The sequence below is a fragment of the Sphingomonas sp. A2-49 genome (genome assembly GCF_025548555.1).
GTDB lineage: Bacteria > Pseudomonadota > Alphaproteobacteria > Sphingomonadales > Sphingomonadaceae > Sphingomonas.
In genome coordinates this window covers 19,845-36,189 of sequence record NZ_JAJLPA010000028.1, presented here as the reverse complement: position 1 = coordinate 36,189, position 16,345 = coordinate 19,845, and the positions used below count along the sequence as shown (strand labels likewise).

At 70.2% G+C, this 16,345-nt stretch carries 17 protein-coding genes and 1 tRNA gene; 9 read left to right on the top strand and 9 right to left on the bottom strand.

Annotation, left to right across the window (positions count from 1 at the left end):
• Positions 1-30 precede the first annotated feature (30 nt).
• The 3 genes from LPN01_RS16870 (at position 31) to LPN01_RS16860 (ending at position 2,278) form a co-directional block, all read left to right on the top strand.
• Positions 31-711, top strand: a complete 681-nt coding sequence (locus LPN01_RS16870; RefSeq protein ID WP_262829586.1) for a DUF1013 domain-containing protein — start codon at positions 31-33, stop codon at positions 709-711.
• Between the two features lie 84 nt (positions 712-795).
• Positions 796-1,650 (top strand): dienelactone hydrolase family protein, encoded by an 855-nt coding sequence (locus LPN01_RS16865; protein WP_262829585.1) that lies wholly within the window; start codon positions 796-798, stop codon positions 1,648-1,650.
• A 13-nt stretch (positions 1,651-1,663) separates the two neighbouring features.
• Positions 1,664-2,278 (top strand): glutathione S-transferase family protein, encoded by a 615-nt coding sequence (locus LPN01_RS16860; RefSeq protein ID WP_262829584.1) that lies wholly within the window; start codon positions 1,664-1,666, stop codon positions 2,276-2,278.
• Between the two features lie 31 nt (positions 2,279-2,309).
• Here the strand turns inward: LPN01_RS16860 and LPN01_RS16855 are convergent, their stop codons facing one another.
• The 3 genes from LPN01_RS16855 to LPN01_RS16845 all read right to left on the bottom strand — a co-directional run bounded on the left by LPN01_RS16855 (position 2,310) and on the right by LPN01_RS16845 (position 4,569).
• Positions 2,310-2,519, bottom strand: a complete 210-nt coding sequence (locus tag LPN01_RS16855) for a DUF1289 domain-containing protein (RefSeq protein WP_262829583.1) — start codon at positions 2,517-2,519, stop codon at positions 2,310-2,312.
• Positions 2,516-4,006, bottom strand: a complete 1,491-nt coding sequence (locus LPN01_RS16850) for a DEAD/DEAH box helicase (RefSeq protein WP_262829582.1) — start codon at positions 4,004-4,006, stop codon at positions 2,516-2,518. The genes LPN01_RS16855 and LPN01_RS16850 overlap by 4 nt, the downstream gene beginning before the upstream one ends.
• 104 nt (positions 4,007-4,110) lie before the next feature.
• Positions 4,111-4,569, bottom strand: coding sequence for a hypothetical protein (locus LPN01_RS16845; protein WP_262829581.1), 459 nt, complete (start codon positions 4,567-4,569; stop codon positions 4,111-4,113).
• 65 nt (positions 4,570-4,634) lie between these two features.
• Here LPN01_RS16845 and LPN01_RS16840 point away from each other — a divergent pair, with 65 nt between their 5' ends.
• The 3 genes from LPN01_RS16840 to LPN01_RS16830 all read left to right on the top strand — a co-directional run bounded on the left by LPN01_RS16840 (position 4,635) and on the right by LPN01_RS16830 (position 7,611).
• Entirely contained in the window at positions 4,635-6,068 is a 1,434-nt protein-coding gene (locus LPN01_RS16840) for an FAD-binding oxidoreductase (protein ID WP_262829580.1), read from the top strand.
• An 86-nt stretch (positions 6,069-6,154) separates the two neighbouring features.
• Positions 6,155-6,922 carry a SapC family protein gene (locus tag LPN01_RS16835; protein ID WP_262829579.1) on the top strand — a complete coding sequence of 256 codons (768 nt, stop codon included), beginning with the start codon at positions 6,155-6,157 and terminating at the stop codon, positions 6,920-6,922.
• Positions 6,923-7,035: 113 nt separating this feature from the next.
• Entirely contained in the window at positions 7,036-7,611 is a 576-nt protein-coding gene (locus tag LPN01_RS16830; protein WP_262829578.1) for a cytochrome b, read from the top strand.
• A 252-nt stretch (positions 7,612-7,863) separates the two neighbouring features.
• Here LPN01_RS16830 and LPN01_RS16825 read toward each other — a convergent pair whose 3' ends face one another.
• On the bottom strand, positions 7,864-8,724 hold the full coding sequence (locus LPN01_RS16825; protein WP_262829577.1) for an N-formylglutamate amidohydrolase: 861 nt from the start codon (positions 8,722-8,724) through the stop codon (positions 7,864-7,866).
• A 98-nt stretch (positions 8,725-8,822) separates the two neighbouring features.
• Between LPN01_RS16825 and cpdR the strand changes: the two genes are divergently transcribed.
• From cpdR to LPN01_RS16810, 3 genes are all read left to right on the top strand, one after another.
• Positions 8,823-9,200: a cell cycle two-component system response regulator CpdR gene (gene cpdR, locus LPN01_RS16820; protein ID WP_262829576.1), complete on the top strand. Its 378-nt coding sequence runs from the start codon at positions 8,823-8,825 to the stop codon at positions 9,198-9,200.
• A 45-nt stretch (positions 9,201-9,245) separates the two neighbouring features.
• Positions 9,246-9,320: transfer RNA gene (locus LPN01_RS16815), tRNA-Val, on the top strand.
• Between the two features lie 329 nt (positions 9,321-9,649).
• Positions 9,650-10,939 (top strand): S1 family peptidase, encoded by a 1,290-nt coding sequence (locus tag LPN01_RS16810; protein ID WP_262829575.1) that lies wholly within the window; start codon positions 9,650-9,652, stop codon positions 10,937-10,939.
• Between the two features lie 74 nt (positions 10,940-11,013).
• Here the strand turns inward: LPN01_RS16810 and LPN01_RS16805 are convergent, their stop codons facing one another.
• The 5 genes from LPN01_RS16805 to LPN01_RS16785 form a co-directional block, all read right to left on the bottom strand.
• On the bottom strand, positions 11,014-11,934 hold the full coding sequence (locus LPN01_RS16805) for an alpha/beta hydrolase (protein WP_410482847.1): 921 nt from the start codon (positions 11,932-11,934) through the stop codon (positions 11,014-11,016).
• Between the two features lie 21 nt (positions 11,935-11,955).
• Positions 11,956-12,948 carry a glycoside hydrolase family 43 protein gene (locus tag LPN01_RS16800; RefSeq protein ID WP_262829573.1) on the bottom strand — a complete coding sequence of 331 codons (993 nt, stop codon included), beginning with the start codon at positions 12,946-12,948 and terminating at the stop codon, positions 11,956-11,958.
• 86 nt (positions 12,949-13,034) lie between these two features.
• A complete protein-coding gene (locus LPN01_RS16795) occupies positions 13,035-14,513 on the bottom strand; it encodes a tryptophan halogenase family protein (RefSeq protein ID WP_262829572.1) in 1,479 nt (492 codons plus the stop codon).
• Entirely contained in the window at positions 14,510-15,553 is a 1,044-nt protein-coding gene (locus tag LPN01_RS16790) for a cupin-like domain-containing protein (protein WP_262829571.1), read from the bottom strand. The genes LPN01_RS16795 and LPN01_RS16790 overlap by 4 nt, the downstream gene beginning before the upstream one ends.
• Entirely contained in the window at positions 15,550-16,272 is a 723-nt protein-coding gene (locus tag LPN01_RS16785) for a SapC family protein (RefSeq protein ID WP_262829570.1), read from the bottom strand. The genes LPN01_RS16790 and LPN01_RS16785 overlap by 4 nt, the downstream gene beginning before the upstream one ends.
• Positions 16,273-16,345 lie beyond the last annotated feature (73 nt).

The window sequence follows — 16,345 nt, the reverse complement described above, 5'->3', positions numbered from 1 at the left end:
GGCCCTATTTATTTCGGACGGAGTTCCCCCGTGGCCCAGCCCCTGATGCCCCATGCGACCGCTTCCTGGATGGTCGACAACACGTCGCTCTCGTTCGAGCAGATCGCCGAATTCTGTGGCCTGCACATCCTCGAGGTGCAGGCGATCGCCGACGACACCGCCGCGACCAAGCTTACGGGGCGCGATCCCGTCCGCGCGCACGAGGTGACGCAGGAGGAGGTCGACAAGGGCCAGGCCGATCCGACGTACCGGCTGAAGATGATAAAGGGCCCCGAGCAGGTCCGCCGTACCAAGGGGCCGCGCTACACGCCGGTGTCCAAGCGCCAGGACAAGCCGGACGGCATCGCCTGGATCATCCGCAACCATCCCGAAATCACCGACGGCGCGATCGGCAACCTGATCGGCACCACCCGCACGACGATCGCGGCGATCCGTGACCGCAGCCACTGGAACATCGGCAACATCACGCCGAAGGATCCGGTGACGCTCGGCCTGACGACGCAGCGCGAGCTCGATGCCGCGGTCGCCAAGGCGTCGAAGGCGTCGGGCAACGAGGCCGCGCCGACCGACACCCGGCTGGAGGGCGACCGCGAGGCGCTTATCGCGTCGCTGCGCGCGGAGCGCGATGCGGCGGCGCGCGGCGTCGACCTCACCGGCTCGGATCCGGCGGCGGCGGCGCAGGCGTTGTTCAACGATCCGTTCAAGCGCTGATCGTCCGCTACCGCCGGCGCGCAACGCCTCTGGCCGCGGCGACCGCGCTGCGCTAGCCTCTCTCAAAGCATTGGGAGAGCAGGCATGTGTGACGAACTGACCGCCGAGGACAACGGCCATCTCTCGCGCCGCCAGTTCGGCGTGGCGGCGGGCGCGGTCGGCGCCGCACTGGTGCTGCCGACCCCGGCCGACGCCAAGCCTGTGCAGGGGCGCGACGTCACGATCGCGACGCCGGACGGCAGCTGCGACGCCTATTTCACCGCGCCGACCAGCGGCCGGCACCCCGCCGTGCTGGTGTGGCCCGATATCATGGGGCTGCGGCCGGCGTTCCGGCAGATGGCGGACCGGCTGGCGCAGTCCGGCTATGCGGTGCTGGTCGTCAACCAATTCTATCGTTCGGTGAAGTCGCCGATCGTCCAGCCGGGCGAATCGTTCGACCAGCCCGCGGTGCGCGACCGGATCACGCCGTGGCGCGCCGCGCTGACCCCGGCGGCGGTAACCAGCGACGGTACGACCTTCGTCGCCTTCCTCGACAGGCAGAAGGAGGTCGACACCCGCCGCGGCATCGGCAGCGCAGGCTATTGCATGGGCGGACCGATGGTGCTGCGCACCGCCGCCGCCGTCCCTGCGCGGGTCCATGCCGGGGCGTCGTTCCATGGCGCCGGGCTGGTCGGCGATGCGACCGACAGCCCGCACCGGCTCGTGCCGCGGTTGCGCGGCGACTATCTGATCGCGATCGCCACCAACGACGACCAGCGCAGCCCCAACGACAAGGTCGCGCTGCGCGAGGCGTTCGCCGCCGCGAAGCGCCCGGCGGATATCGAGGTGTACGACGGCGCGATGCACGGTTGGTGCGTGATCGACAGCAAGGTCTACAATCCGCCACAGGCCGAACGCGCTTGGGCCAAGATGCTCGCCCTGTTCGCCAAGGCGTTGTGAGGGGGGACGGGCGATGGACGCGGAGCTGACGCTGTACACCAATCCGATGTCGCGCGGCCGGATCGCGCGCTGGATGCTGGAAGAGGCGGGCGCATCGTACGACGTGGTGCTGCTCGACTATGCGACGACGATGAAGGCGGAGCCGTACCTGTCGGTCAACCCGATGGCGAAGGTGCCCGCGATCGTCCATCGCGGCCGGACCGTGACCGAATGCGCGGCGATCTGCGCCTATCTGGCGGAGGCGTTTCCGGCGGCGGGCCTCGCCCCGCGCGACGACGAACGGGCGGATTATTATCGCTGGCTGTTCTTCGCGGCGGGACCGGTCGAGGCGGCGGTCACCAACCGCTCGCTCGGCGTCGAACCGACCGACCAGCAGCAGCGGATGGCGGGCTACGGCAGCTACGACCGCGTCGTCGACGTGCTGGAACGGGCGGTGGCGGCACATCCGTTCATCGCCGGCGACCGCTTCACCGCCGCCGACGTCTATGTCGGATCGCAGGTGATATGGGGCGCGCAATTCGGTTCGCTGCCCAGGCGCGATGCCTTCGACGCCTATATCGCGCGGCTGACGGCGCGCGACGCCTATCTGCGGGCGGCGGCGCTCGACGATACGGCGATGGCGGCGTGACCGCCGGATAGCGACGCGGGGCGGGGGAGCGTCAGTCCCCGACCGGAAGCCGCCGGCGGGCGGGCAGCGCGGCCATGATCGCGTCGCGCGCGGCCGGCGTCATCAGGCCCCAGCCGGCGATCTCGTCGAGCGTGCGGCCGCAGCCGCGGCACATATCGTCCGCCTCGATCGCGCACACGCCCGTGCAGGGGGTCGCGATCGCCGGCGCCGCGGACGGCCCGGCGCCGCCGCGCCGCGTCACAGCGTGATGACGGCGTTCAGGAAGTCGGGGATCGGGCCGTTCCAGCCGTCGTCCGGACCGTCGTCGCGCGCGTCGCGTCGCGGCCGGCGGTCGCCACGCTCGTCACGGCGGACGTCGCGGCGCGGCGGCGGCGCGAAGGCGGGTTCGGCGCGGGGCGCACGCTCGGCGGGGGCGCGCGGTTCGGGCATGGTCGCGACCGGCTCGGCGGCGGGAATCGCCTCGGCCTCGACCATCGGCTCGGGCGCTGCGACCGATTCGCGCGGCGCGCGCTCGCGGCGCCCCTCGCGCGGGTTGCGCTCGCGACGGCCGCGACGCGGCGCGTCTTCGGCAGGGGCCGTCGCCGCGGGTGCATCCGCGACGGTGCTGCCGTCGAGCTCCATCCGGTCGATCGTCTGGCCGGTCAGCTTCTCGATGTTCTGGATGTTCTCGGCGTCCTCGGCGGTCATCAGCGTGAAGGCGATGCCGGTCGCGCCGCCGCGGCCGGTACGGCCGATGCGGTGGACGTAGTCGTCGGGGTGCCAGGGCGCGTCGAAGTTGAAGACGTGGCTGACGCCCTTGATGTCGAGCCCGCGCGCCGCGACGTCGCTGGCGACCAGGATGTTGATCTTGCCGTCCTTGAACAGGTCGAGTTCGGCGATCCGCTGCGCCTGTTCCATGTCGCCATGGATCTCACCCGACTTGAAGCCGTGCTGTTTCAGGCTCTTGTTGAGCTCGCGCACCGTCGTCTTGCGGTTGCAGAAGATGATCGCGTTGCGCACCTCGTCGGTGCGCAGCAGCTGGCGCAGCGCCTCGCGCTTCTTCATCGCGTTGCCGGACACGGGGACCAGCCACTGCTTGATGTTGAGGTTGGTCGACGCGGCGCGCGACACCTCGATCGTCTTGGGATTGTCGAGGAACTTGTCCGCGAGCCGCTTGATCGGCGCGGGCATCGTCGCCGAGAACAGCAGCGTCTGCCGCTGTTTCGGCAATTTGGTGCAGATGTCCTCGATATCGGGGATGAAGCCCATGTCGAGCATCCGGTCCGCCTCGTCGATGACCAGCATCGAACAGCCCGTCAGCAGGATGTTGCCGCGACCGAACAGGTCCATCAGCCGGCCCGGCGTCGCGATCAGGACATCGACGCCCTTTTCCAGCGCCTTGATCTGGTCGCCCATCGACACGCCGCCGATCAGCAGCGCCATCGACAGCTTGGTGCCCGCGCCGTACTTCTCGAAATTCTCCGCGACCTGCGCGGCGAGTTCGCGCGTCGGTTCGAGGATCAGGCTGCGCGGCATGCGGGCGCGGCTGCGGCCGTGCGCCAGGATGTCGATCATCGGCAGCACGAACGCGGCGGTCTTGCCCGTCCCCGTCTGCGCGATGCCGATCAGGTCGCGCATCATCAGCACGGACGGGATCGCCTGCGCCTGGATCGGCGTCGGTTCGGAATAGCCGGCGTCGGTGACCGCCGTCAGCAGTTCGTCGGAAAGGCCGAGGTCGGCGAAGCTCATGCCATGTGGCTCATGCAAGGGTCCGGAAAATGACGGCCGCGCACGGGCGCAGCATCGCTGCCGTCGCGCTTGCGGATTTGCCCGCAAAAGTCAAGAAAATGGGGTCAACGCGCCGGCTGGAGCGTTTTGAAGCTCGTGATCGTGCAGCTGGCGCCCGATCGCATGCGGATCACGTCGCGGTCGGCGCACACCTTTCCGTCCGCCGCGGGACGCAAATAGAAGCCGTTGTAGAAGTCCATCGGCCCGCAATCGGTGTCGAGCTTGGCGCGCAGCCGCCTGCCGCCGGCCATCGCCAGGTCGACCGCGCCCGGTGCGACGATCTGCGCGCCCCCCATCTCGGCGACGGCGACGCATTTCGGCCCCTTCTTTTCCTTGTAGCGGACGGGAACGGGGACCAGGACGCGCGCCGCCCGGGTCATCCGCGGCACCCGGATCACGATGCGCTCGTGCACGCTCATCTGTGCCCAGCGGACGCCGGCTGGTCGCCCCGCCGAATCGCCCAGCGAGGCCACGGCGGGGGCGGCGAGCGCGAGGAGCGAGACGGGAAAGGCGGGGTGCAGCATGGAAGACTTCGCAATCTAGCCCGGATCGTTGAACATGCGATGAACTTGGCCTAGCGGATCGCATCATGACCCCTGCGCAGTCCGCCTTGCTCGAAGCGCTTGCCGGCACGCTCGGGCCGAAGGGCATCGTGACCGACCGGTCCGTCATCACGCCCTGGGAAACCGACTGGCGCCGCCGCTTCCACGGCCATGCGCCCGCCATGCTCGCGCCCGCCACCACGGCGGAGGTGTCGGCGGTGGTGGCCGCGGCGGCGCGATTCGGGGTGCCCCTGGTGCCGCAGGGGGGCAACAGCTCGATGGTCGGCGGCGCGACGCCCCCCGGCGACGGATCGGCGCTGATCGTGTCGCTGCGGCGCATGGCCGCGATCCGGGCGATCGATGCGGCGGCGGGGCTCGTCGTCGCGGAGGCGGGGGTGATCCTGTCCGACCTGCACGATGCCGCGCTGGCGGTGGACCGGCGCTTTCCGCTGACGCTGGGGGCGAAAGGCAATGCGACGGTCGGCGGGCTGGTGTCGACCAACGCGGGGGGAACGCAGGTGCTGCGCTTCGGCTCGATGCGCGGGCTGGTCGCGGGGCTCGAGGTCGTGCTCGCCGACGGCAGCGTCCACGACGGGCTCGCTGCGCTGAAGAAGGACAATCGCGGCTACGACCTGACCCAGTTGCTGGTCGGGGCGGAGGGCACGCTGGGGATCGTCACCGCCGCGACGCTGCGACTGGCGGCGGTGCCGGCGACGCGCACCACCGCTTGGGCGGCGACGACCGACCCGCATGCGGCGCTGACGCTGCTGCGCCGCATGCAGCAGGCGACCGGGGCGCTGGAGAGTTTCGAGATCCTGCCGCGCGAATCGCTCGCCGCGGTGCTCGCCTATGTGCCGGACGTACGATCGCCGCTGGCGGGGGATCACCCCTGGCACCTGCTGATCGAGCATACCGACGCGGCCGGTGCGGCGCTGACCGAGCGGGTGCTGGCGGCGGCGCTGGCGGACGGGCTGATCGCCGACGCGACTATCGCCGCCACGAACGCGCAGGCCGATTCGTTCTGGCGCCTGCGCGAATCGATCTCCGACGCGGAACGCGCGCTAGGGCCGGCGTCGCAGCACGACCTGTCGGTGCCCGTCGAATCGATGCCGCGCTTCATGATCGAGGCGGCGGCGGCATGCGAGGCACGCTTTCCCGGCACGCACGCCAGCGGCTTCGGCCATCTGGGCGACGGCAACATCCATTTCCACGTCCGCAGCCCCGCCGGCACCGATCCCGCACGCTGGTATGCCGAGGACGTGCCGGTGGTGACGCGCTTCGTCGACGACCTGGTGATCGCCGCGGGTGGATCGATCGCCGCCGAACACGGCATCGGCCAGATGAAGCTGGACGAACTGGCGCGGCTGTCGTCGCCGGCGCGGCTCACCGCGCTGCGGGCGGTGAAGGCGGCGATGGATCCGCTCGGCATCCTCAATCCCGGCAAGCTCGTCACGCTTGCACCGGCCGCCGCGGGCCAATAGAGCAGCGCCCGGACCGGCGGCCCGCCGCACAGATCACTTCCAGCGGCGCGCCCGCGCCGCGACACATCAAGACGTGGAGAGTTTCGATGGCCAGTGCGCCGCTTCCCCTGTTCTACAACGGCCTCGAGCCGCTCTCGAGCGAGACGCACGGCAACTGGCGTGTGCGCCAGCAGGACAGCGCGCCCTTCCTGGTCGGCCAGCACGCGATTCCGATCACCACCGACGAATTCCCGCTGGTGCAGCGCCACATGCCGATCGTCTTCTCGGTCGGCGACGACGCCATCCCGCTCGCGCTGATGGGCCTCAACGAAGGCGTCAACGTATTCATGGGCGACGACGGCAAGCTGACCGAGACGAATTTCTACGTTCCCGCCTATGTCCGTCGCTATCCCTACATGCTCGCCCGCCTGCGCCCGGACGCGGACGAGCTGTCGCTGTGCTTCGACCCGACGTCGGATGCGCTGGGTGCGTTCGACGAGGGCGAGCCGCTGTTCGAGAACGGCCAGCCGAGCCAGACGACCAAGGCGATCCTGGATTTCGCGGAGCAGTTCGAACAGGCCGGCGCCCGGACGCAGGCGTTCATGAACGAGCTGCGCGAGCAGGACCTGCTGATGGAGGGCGAGGTCACGATCCAGGTCGAGGACGGGCAGCAGCCCTTCGTCTATCGCGGCTTTCAGATGATAAACGAGGAAAAGCTGGCGGGCCTGCGCGGCGACCAGCTGCGCAAGATGTCGCAGTCGGGCATGCTGCCGCTGCTCTACGCGCACCTCTTCTCGCTGTCGCTGATGCGCGAGATCTTCGCGCGCCAGGCGCAGCAGGGCAAGACGCCGCAGCCGCAACCGCAGTTCGGCTGACGACGGAGCGGGGGCCGCGCGACGGTCCCCGCATCGCCCGCCGGCGCGATGCCGACGCTTGACCCCGGCCGCTCCACGAACGACTGTCGCGCCTTCATCATAAGGGCGTGGGCATGGCAGGGTTTTCTGGGACGGGATCTTCACGGGCGACGCTGTCGCGGGGAGAGCGCTACTCCACCGTCGCGATAGCCTTCCACTGGTCGATCGCGCTGCTCGTCATCGTCAACCTCGTCATCGGCATCGGCCATGACGCGATCCCGTTCCTGCGTTCGCTGATGGGCGCGCACAAGGCGATCGGCATCACCGTGCTGGTGCTTACCGCGGGCCGCGTCGCATGGCGGCTGGCGCATCGGCCCCCGGCGCTCCCCGCGGGCACCCCGGCGTGGGAAAAGGGCGTCGCCCATGCGACGCACTGGACGCTGTACCTGCTGATGATCGCGATGCCGCTGACCGGGTGGCTGATGGTGTCGGGCCCGGGGCCGCACCGGCCGATGCCGTGGTTCGGGTTGTTCGAGATCCCGACGCTGCCCGTCGGCAAGGGGCTCGCCGATCTCGGCCACGACACGCATGGCGTGCTCGGCTGGCTGATGGCGGCACTGGTCGTGCTGCACATCGCGGCGGCGCTGCGCCATCACCTGATCCTGCGCGACACCGTGCTGACGCGCATCGCCCCCGCGCTGCGCCGCTGAGTCGCGCGCAAGGTGCCGCGGCGGCGGCGATAGACGTGGGCGGCGCGGTGAGGCCGGGCGACCGAACAGTCGCCCGGAAAAAATGGGGGCAGGGCCTATTGGCCTATTGAACCAAATCGCCGCTCACCTATTTTACTTGTGTACGGCGCTCGTGTCCCCCCTTTCGCGGGCTCGTACGATACACCTTCGGGTGTATCTCCTCCCTGAACCTTGGCCACCTCGTGCTCCGCACGGGGTGGTTTTTTTATGGGGTCATTCCGCAGCGAGCGCCCGCCCCGGCGTGGCGACGGCGGCCAGCGCCTCTCCCTCTACCGCCGCGATCATCGCACGGAGCACCGCGGTCATCCGTGCCATCCCCGGTCCCGGCGCATCGAGCGCATGGTCCAGATACAGCGCGCGGTCGATCTCGACCTGGATCGCGTGCACGCCGCCCGCGGGGTCGGCATGGCGTTCGAGGATATGGCCGCCGGCATAGGGCGCGTTGCGGGCGCAGCGGATGCCCGCGCCCGTCGCCGCCGCCTCCAGCCGCGCGACGAAGCGCGCATCGGCGGATCGGCCGAACCGGTCGCCCAGCACGATCTGCGCGTGCGCGCCGACTGGCGGCATCGAATGCACGTCGATCAGCACGGCGATGCCGAACCGCGCCCGCGCCGCGGCGAGCAGCGCGGCGAGCGCGGCGTGATAGGGGCGATGGTCCTGCACGATGCGCGCGACGATCTCGCCATCGGCGAAGCGGCGGCGCCACAGGTCGCCCGCCGCGCCGGCCCGGCGCGGCACCAGCCCCAGTCCGCTGCGCAGCTTGGCGGAGGGCATCCCCTGCGCCTGCGGTCGCGCGCCCTCGTCGATGCGGGGGTCGCGTTCGTCCTCGCCGCGGTTGAGGTCGATCCAGGCCCGCGCGCGATGCTGCACCAGCATCGCCTGTCCGTCCCGCGCGCCTTCGGCAAGCCGGTCGACGTGGCGATCCTCCAGCACGACGAGCGCCGCGGGCGGCACGCGCAGCGCCGACAGCAGCACCGCGGGATAGTCGCGGCCCGCGTGCGGGACCGACAGGACGACCGGGCTCAGGGCCTCGTCGACCCGCGTTACGCCGATGCATTCGAACGATCCGTCCATTCCCGGTCGCACTTACGCGGTTTCGACCGCGCCCGCTCTGGAAATCTTTACGATCGGGGATCATAGGTGACGGCGCGCGTAGAGGGACCGACACGGCGATGATCCGAATTTTGCTGGCCGAAGACGATCAGGTGATGCGGGAATATCTGGCGCGTGCGCTGGAGCGGGCGGGCTATTCGGTGTCGTCCGTCGATCGGGGCACCGCGGCGATCCCGCTGCTGGAAACCGAATCGTTCGATCTGCTGCTCACCGACATCGTGATGCCCGAGATGGACGGCATCGAACTCGCCCGGCGCGCGGCGGAGATGGTGCCGGGGCTGCGCGTGATGTTCATCACCGGTTTCGCGGCGGTGACGCTGAAGGCCGGACGCGAGATGCCCAACGCCCGCGTCCTGTCGAAGCCGTTCCACCTGCGCGACCTCGTCGCCGAGGTCGATCGCGTTTTCGAGACGGGAAGTGCGACCGGATTGAATTGACCGCTTGCCAGCCCGGCACGGCCCGGTTAATGGCCCACCTCCGGCGGGCGTGTAGCTCAGTGGTAGAGCACTGTGTTGACATCGCAGGGGTCGCAAGTTCAATCCTTGCCACGCCCACCATTGAAAACCCCGCTATGCCAATGGCTTAGCGGGGTTTTTGATGTTTGGCCCGGGTTACCGGGACGCGCGCGTCCGGTTCCGCTGTGCCATCAGGGCGTTGGCCCGGGCACCGATATCATGAGACGCTGCGGGCGAGGCGGGGCAGGCGGGCCTCAGGCGTCCTGCCAGCGCAGGCTGTCGATCAGCGCGCGCAGCGCCGGCCCGCGTCGCCGCCGCCGCCAGCACCTCGTCGTTGACGGTGTCCCTGCATCCTCGTCCCGATGCCATTGCGGGGTATCGCGACGGCGTGCATTCAGCCTTCCGCCATCATTGCCGGCTAGAGGGGGGTGGTGCGATGGCTCGTTCGGTTCAGACTCGGGGTCCTGGCAGCGTTGGCGGCGGGCGCCCCCGCGGCGGGGCAGTCGCTCCCGGCGGGTGCATCGCGCCAGACGACGGCCGACGCGCTCGCCCAGGACGCCGCCGCGGTCGCCCCGCGGCTCGCAATTACGACGGACATCGCCCGCCGCCAGCTCGACCTGCAGCAGGCAAGCGCCGCCGCGACCCAGGTGCTCGCGGACCGCTATTCCGACCGGCTCGCCGGCGTCGCACTGGTCCATCGACCCGAATTCGGCATCGTCCTGCTGCTGACCGGGGATGCGCCTGTCCCCGACGCGGTCATCGACGCAGCCGGTACGCCCGTGCCCGTCACCTTCCGCACCGGCGCGCGCGTGCGGCTCACCGACCTCGTCCAGGCGATCACCGCGTATCAGGGCACGATCCGCGCGAGCCTCGCGAGCCCGCCCGGGCTCGGCGTCGACCAGCGGACCGGCGAACTGGTCGCGGTCGTATCGGGCAGGGACGTCGCGCGCGAAGGCCATTACGCGCTGCGCGACCGGCTCGCGACGCTCACGCATGTGCCGGTCCGCCTGCGCGTCGTCGACCAGCCGACGCTGGACATGGCGGACGGACCGGGCGTCGAGGGCGGCGGGCGGATGATCGGCCGGGTGCCGGGGGACACGCATCGCTATCTGTGCACCGCGGGCTTCGCGGTCACCGATGGCGTGCGCGCCGCGATGATCACGGCGGCGCATTGCCCGGACGATCTCGGCATGCGCGATGCCGACGGACGGGAGCGCCCGCTCGCCTTCGTCGGGCAGTGGGGCTGGGGCAATCAGGACGTCCAGCTCAATGCCAGCGCCGACCCGCTCGACCCGCTGTTCTTCGCCGATACCGCCGGGACGGTCAGCCGTCCCGTCACCGGCGCGGCGCCGCGCGCGGGCATGCGCGCGGGCGATGTCGTCTGCCATCGCGGCGAACGCACCGGCTACAGCTGTTCGGAGGTCGAGCTGACCGATTTCGCCCCCGCCGGCGACCTGTGCGGCGGCGCCTGCCTGCCGACATGGACGACGGTCGGCGGCCCGGCCTGCAAGGGCGGCGACAGCGGCAGTCCGGTGTTCCTGGGCACGACCGCCTATGGCATCCTGAAAGGCGGCAGCTATCGTGCGGACGGCAGCTGTGCCTTCTATTTCTACATGTCGACCGATTACCTGCCGTCCGGCTGGCGGCTGCTGACCGTCGCCGATCCGCCGATCGGGGCCGCGCCGCCGCCGGTCACGCCGACGCTGCCGCCCGCGCCCTGACGCCGCCGGCAACGCGACGCCCGGATGCCGGTCGCGGGCGCGACGATCGTCGCGGGCCGGTCGCGGCGCGCGCCTCAGCCGCCGCGCCGGGTCCAGCCATGCATGTCCAGCCATCGGGCGAAGGCGTCGAACCAGCCGGTGCTGGTCGTCGGCTTGGGATACATGCCGAAGCCATGCCCGCCCTGCTCGAACAGATGGAATTCGACGGGGCGCCCGGCCGCGCGCCAGCTGTCGATCAGGCCGAACCCGTCATGGGCGAAGAACGGATCGTCGGCGGCGAGCGCGACGAACAGCGGCGGCGCCTCCGGCGGGACCGTGACGGCGGAAAGCGGCCCATAGATAACGGCGATGAACGCGGGCCGCGCCTCCCGTCCCGCCAGCGTCGTCGCCATCGTCAGCATCGCGCCGGCGGAAAATCCGATCATGCCGACGCGTGCGGGATCGACCCGCCATTCCGGTGCACGCCTGCGGATCAGCGCGAAGGCGGCGCGCGCGTCGGCGATCTGCGGCGCCAGCCCGGCGACCTGCTGATCCGTCCGCGGCCGCGGCGCGCTGGCGGTCCGGGAAAACATCGCCGCCATCGACCGTTCGAAGGCCGGCATCCCGGCGGGGGTCTGGTTCAGCCGGTATTTGAGCACGAACGCGGCCACTCCCCGCGCGGCGAGCGCCTTTGCGACGTCCCATCCCTCGTTCTCCATCGACAGCGTGCGAAAGCCGCCACCGGGGGCGATCACGACCGCGGTCCCGTTCGCCTTGTCGGGACCGGGAAGGAAGGGCGTCAGCGTCGCATCGGTGACGTTGCGCGCGAACCGGCTGCCATATTGGCTGTGCCAGCTTTCGGCGACGGGCGCCTGCGGCAGCGCGCCCGTCCCGAGCGGGATCGCGGTCGGCTGCGCCGGGGTCGCGATGGGTGTCATGCGATCGCTCTGGCCCGTCGCCGCGCTGGCCAGCAGGGCGATCGCCGGCAGGATCGCGGCAGCCCGAATTCGCGTCATCATATGGGGTTCCTCGTCTCGTCAGCGGGCAGTGACGCCGGCATCGGTCTGCACGACCGGCCGCATCGTCCCGTCCCTGGCATAGGTCAGCGGGTGCACCGTCACCGCGCGGCGGCCGATCGCCCCGCGCTGGTCGCCGATGGCGAGGTCGGCGTTGTGGACGAACAGATACCATTTGCCGCGGAATTCGGCGATGCCGGGATGGATGGTGAAGCTGTATTTGCCCGATCCGGTCAGCAACCCGCGCGGCGTCCAGGGGCCCCCGATCGAGGGCGCCGTCGCATAGGATATGTGTTCGTCGCGCTGGGTGCTGCGGTCGAGCGAGGCATAGGTCAGGTAATAGGTCCTGCTGCGCTTGTGCAGCCAGGGGCCTTCCTCGAAGAACGGCGGCGTGATCTCCGTGATCGGGCCGTCCAGCCCGATCATGTCGGGCTTCAGCTTCGCGATATAGCATTGGCGATTGCCCCACGCGATCCAGGTCGTGCCGTCGTCGTCGGTGAAGACGGTGGGGTCGATATCCTCCCAGCTGTGCGTGCCCTTGGGCGTCATCTGGTTGGTGATGAGCGCCGAGCCCCTGGCATCGACGAAGGGGCCGGTCGGGCGATCGGAGACCGCCACCGCGATCGCCTTGCCCGGATGCGTGCCGTCATGCTCGACCGCGGCGTAGAACCAGTAGCGGCCGTTCTTGCGGATCACCTGCGACGCCCAGGCGTCCTTGCGCGCCCATGCGAAACCGGCGACGTTCATGACCGGACCGTGCGCGGTCCAGTGCCGCATGTCCCGCGTCGAATAGACCAGCCATTCGCGCATGGTGAACATCTCGTCCCGCTGCGCCTCGTCGTGACCGACATACAGGTACAGCGTGTCGCCGACGACCAGCGGCGCGGGGTCGGCGGTGAACACGTCGCGCACGATCGGGTTCGAGCCGGTCCGGGCGCGTTCGGCCGCGGTGGCGAACGCCGCCGTCGCCGCCAGGGCGATCGCGGCGGATGCGACGATACGGGCTGTTCTCATCCGTCCCTCCCTGTCGGCGCAGTCGCGCGCCGGTAACACGTGCGTCGCGGCCGATACGGACCGGTGCGACCGGCCGGCATGGTTCGCTATCCGCAATAACGATCGAGAAAATCCTGATGCGGGGGCAATTGCGCCACGGTCGAGGCGACGCGGCTGCTCATGCCGTCCATCGCCGCCCTCAGCTGATCGGGCGGCATCAATTGCAGCAGCGGGTGACGGCTCGCCGGATCGAGGCGCTGGCCGAACATCACCTGAAGCCAGGACGCGACGCGGAAGAGGTCGTGGTCCGCCTGATAGGCGTTGGCGCTTTCGCGGAACAGCGCGATCCGCTCGGCCAGGCTGTCGGGGATGCCCATCTCGCGCCGGTCGCGCCAGAACGGCTCTTCGCGCCCGTTCAGATGATAATGGAGGATGATGAAATCCCGGACGCCTTCGATCTCCTGCGCCGCCTGCTGGTTGAAGCGGGCGGTCGCCGCCGCGCCCGGCCGGCCTGCGGGCAGGAGCTGGAGGAAACGGGTCAGCGCGATCATGATGAGGTGGATGCTGGTCGATTCCAGCGGCTCGACGAACCCGCTGGCGAGGCTCAGCGCGATGCAGTTGCGGTGCCAGGCGGCCTTGCGGCGTCCCGTCCGGAAGCGGATCAGGCGCGGTTCGATCAGGCGGTCGCCCTCGACGGAGCGGAGCAACCGGTCGTGGGCGGCGTCGTCGCCGAGATAGTCGGAGCAATAGACGAGGCCGTTGCCGACGCGATGCTGCAACGGGATCTTCCACCGCCAGCCGGCGTCGTGCGCGATCGCGCGGGTGTAGGGGACGGCGGGGCCCGTCGCCGCGGTCTGCATCGCGAGCGCGCGGTCGGTCGGCAGCCAGTGGCTCCAGTCCTCGAACCCGACGCCCAGCGTCTCGCCGATCAGCAGCGCGCGAAAGCCGGTGCAGTCGAAGAACAGGTCGCCCGCGATCCGCGTGCCATCCGCCATCACCAGCGCGGCGATGTCACCGTTCGCCGTGTCCCGCTCGACCCGCTCGATCGTTCCCTCGACCCGGCGCAGGCCGTTGCTTTCGCATCGTTGCCGCAGGAAGCGCGCGTAGCGGCCGGCGTCGAAGTGATAGGCGTAGTTGAGCGCGGGACTGCTCCCGATCGCGAAGCGCCCCGCATCGGCGGCCTCGTGCTCCAGGCAATAGGCGCCGAACGGCCTGGCCAGCCCGCGCGCGCGTGCCTCCAGCCAGAAATGCTGGAATTCGCTCATCCACGTCGATGTGCCGACGTCGCCGAACGAATGGATGTAGCGGTCGCCGTCGCGTGCCCAGTTCTCGAACGAGATGCCCAGCTTGAAGCTGGCGCCCGTCGCCTGCATGAACGTGCGCTCGTCGATGCCGACCAGCGCGTGGAAGGCGCGGACGGTCGGGATCGTCGATTCGCCGACGCCGACCGTGCCGATGTCGTCCGATTCGACCAGCGTCACCTGCGCCAGCGTGCCGAGCTGCCGCGTCAGGATCGCGGCGGCGAGCCAACCCGCGGTGCCGCCGCCCGCGATCACGATGCGCCGGGGCGTCGCGGGATCGGTCATCGGTTGATCCGCTGGAGCAGGCGCGCGCGCAGCTGCCGCGCCGACAGCGTGTCGAGCGGGGCGAGGATGCCGCGGGCGGCCTCCGGCAGGTGCGCGACCGGGCGGTCGGCGGGTCCGAAGACGTAATAATCGAACAGCGCGGCCCAGGCGCGCTTTTCCGGCTCCGGCCGGTCCCGCAGGCTCAGCAGGCCGTGGAGCAGGGTGTTCATCGGCGAATCCATGAAGGCGGGCGCCTCGTTCCACCAGAAATTTATCATGACGTTGAAATCGGCGAGCGCCTCGACATGGTGCCACCACAGCGCGGGATAGATCACGGCATCGCCCGGCCCCAGCTCGGCGACGCGCGCGGCCGCGCGCGCGTCCGCGAACCGGGGAAAGCGGGCGAGGTCGGGATCGCGGAAGTCGACCAGCGAGACCACCTGTCCGCCGGGCGTCGGTTCGAGCGGGCCGGGATAGAGGTTGGCGACCTGCTCCGGCGGGAACAGGGTGAAACGGCGCTCCCCGACCGCGACGCAGGCGATGTTGTTGGACATGTCGTGATGCGCCGAAGCGATCGTGCGGTTGCCGATCCAGATGCTGCGCAGGCATTGCGCGAACGCCGGCCCCCCCAGCGCCAGGTCGTTGCCCGCCGCCGCGAGGCCGGGGAAATATTGGTCGAGGTCGGTCGAGCCGACGTAGAAGGCGGGCGCGCCGGCATCGCCGAGATGCGCGAGCATGCGGCCGATATAGGCGTCGAGCTGTACGCGTTCGCCCTCGAAATCCAGCCGCGTCAGGCTCTCGTCGTAGAAATAGCGTCCGCCGGCATCGGCGCGCGCGGTGTAGCCGACGCCGGGGCGTCCGCCGTAGAACGACAGCAGATAGTCGGCCGCCGCCTGCGGCCCGTCGCGCCCCGCGGCGACGAGCGGCCAGTCGCGCGCATAGCCGCGCACGATTACCGGTTCGCCCGCCCGCACGAGCTGCTGCGGATCGATCGGTCCGGCCTGCGCGGCGTCGATCTCCGCCACGCGCGCGGACGTGATCGGGGCGGCGCGGCCGGTCATGCCGCCGCCCGCTTGCGCGTCTTCAGCTCGATCAGCCGCTGCACGTTGCCGAGCGATATTGCGGCCAGTATCGCCCCCTCCAGCAGCCCGCGGCGATGGAGCGCCTCCAGCGCCGTGCCCGACAGGTCGGCGAGCGCCTGGCGATCGACGACCATCAGGTCGGGCAATGCGTAGGTCGTGGCGTCGTCGAGGCTGATTTCCAGCGTGATCGTGCGCAGCAGGCCGGCATCGCGCCACGCGGCATAGATCGCCGGGCCGCTTTCCATCCCCTGATAGATCGTGCGCAGGGCGTCGGCGGCGTGATCGAGCAGCGGCGCGTTGCCGCCATGCTCGCGAAACACCGGCAGGCCGTCGGGCGCGCCGATGCGCGGATCGTCGAGGTCGACGTGGATCATCGGTTCGTCCGGTTCGATCGCGTCAGGCCCGGCCCGCCCGATCGCGATGGAGAAGGGGCCGCGGCGCTGGAAGGCGGGGACATAGGCGCTGGTCCAGCGCGCGCCGTCGAGGAACAGGTTCTCGTCGCGATCGAGGCCAAGCAGCGCATAGGCCTGCACATGGTCGCCCTCCGGACGGAAGACGATCGGAAAGGCGCGCTGCGCCTCCTCGAACTCGGACGGAAAGATCGGCAGCTGATTGGCGGCGTCGCCATATTCGGCACCCGCGCGGATGGCGACGCGCAGATCGGCATGGTCGACATTGTTGAGGAGCACGGTGTTCATCGTTTCGGGCGTTTCCGATCTGGCCGGCGAAGGAGCGGATGCTGCACGATATCGGGGCGCGGAACCAGCGCAT

Excerpts from the sequence above, each read along its gene's own strand:
- LPN01_RS16865 (WP_262829585.1), top strand. The coding sequence starts at position 796 with ATGTGTGACGAACTGACCGCCGAGGACAACGGCCATCTCTCGCGCCGC.
- LPN01_RS16860 (WP_262829584.1), top strand. The coding sequence starts at position 1,664 with ATGGACGCGGAGCTGACGCTGTACACCAATCCGATGTCGCGCGGCCGG.
- LPN01_RS16850 (WP_262829582.1), bottom strand. The coding sequence starts at position 4,006 with ATGAGCTTCGCCGACCTCGGCCTTTCCGACGAACTGCTGACGGCGGTC.
- LPN01_RS16845 (WP_262829581.1), bottom strand. The coding sequence starts at position 4,569 with ATGCTGCACCCCGCCTTTCCCGTCTCGCTCCTCGCGCTCGCCGCCCCC.
- LPN01_RS16840 (WP_262829580.1), top strand. The coding sequence starts at position 4,635 with ATGACCCCTGCGCAGTCCGCCTTGCTCGAAGCGCTTGCCGGCACGCTC.
- LPN01_RS16835 (WP_262829579.1), top strand. The coding sequence starts at position 6,155 with ATGGCCAGTGCGCCGCTTCCCCTGTTCTACAACGGCCTCGAGCCGCTC.
- LPN01_RS16830 (WP_262829578.1), top strand. The coding sequence starts at position 7,036 with ATGGCAGGGTTTTCTGGGACGGGATCTTCACGGGCGACGCTGTCGCGG.
- LPN01_RS16825 (WP_262829577.1), bottom strand. The coding sequence starts at position 8,724 with ATGGACGGATCGTTCGAATGCATCGGCGTAACGCGGGTCGACGAGGCC.
- cpdR (WP_262829576.1), top strand. The coding sequence starts at position 8,823 with ATGATCCGAATTTTGCTGGCCGAAGACGATCAGGTGATGCGGGAATAT.
- LPN01_RS16805 (WP_410482847.1), bottom strand. The coding sequence starts at position 11,934 with ATGACGCGAATTCGGGCTGCCGCGATCCTGCCGGCGATCGCCCTGCTG.
- LPN01_RS16800 (WP_262829573.1), bottom strand. The coding sequence starts at position 12,948 with ATGAGAACAGCCCGTATCGTCGCATCCGCCGCGATCGCCCTGGCGGCG.
- LPN01_RS16795 (WP_262829572.1), bottom strand. The coding sequence starts at position 14,513 with ATGACCGATCCCGCGACGCCCCGGCGCATCGTGATCGCGGGCGGCGGC.
- LPN01_RS16790 (WP_262829571.1), bottom strand. The coding sequence starts at position 15,553 with ATGACCGGCCGCGCCGCCCCGATCACGTCCGCGCGCGTGGCGGAGATC.
- LPN01_RS16785 (WP_262829570.1), bottom strand. The coding sequence starts at position 16,272 with ATGAACACCGTGCTCCTCAACAATGTCGACCATGCCGATCTGCGCGTC.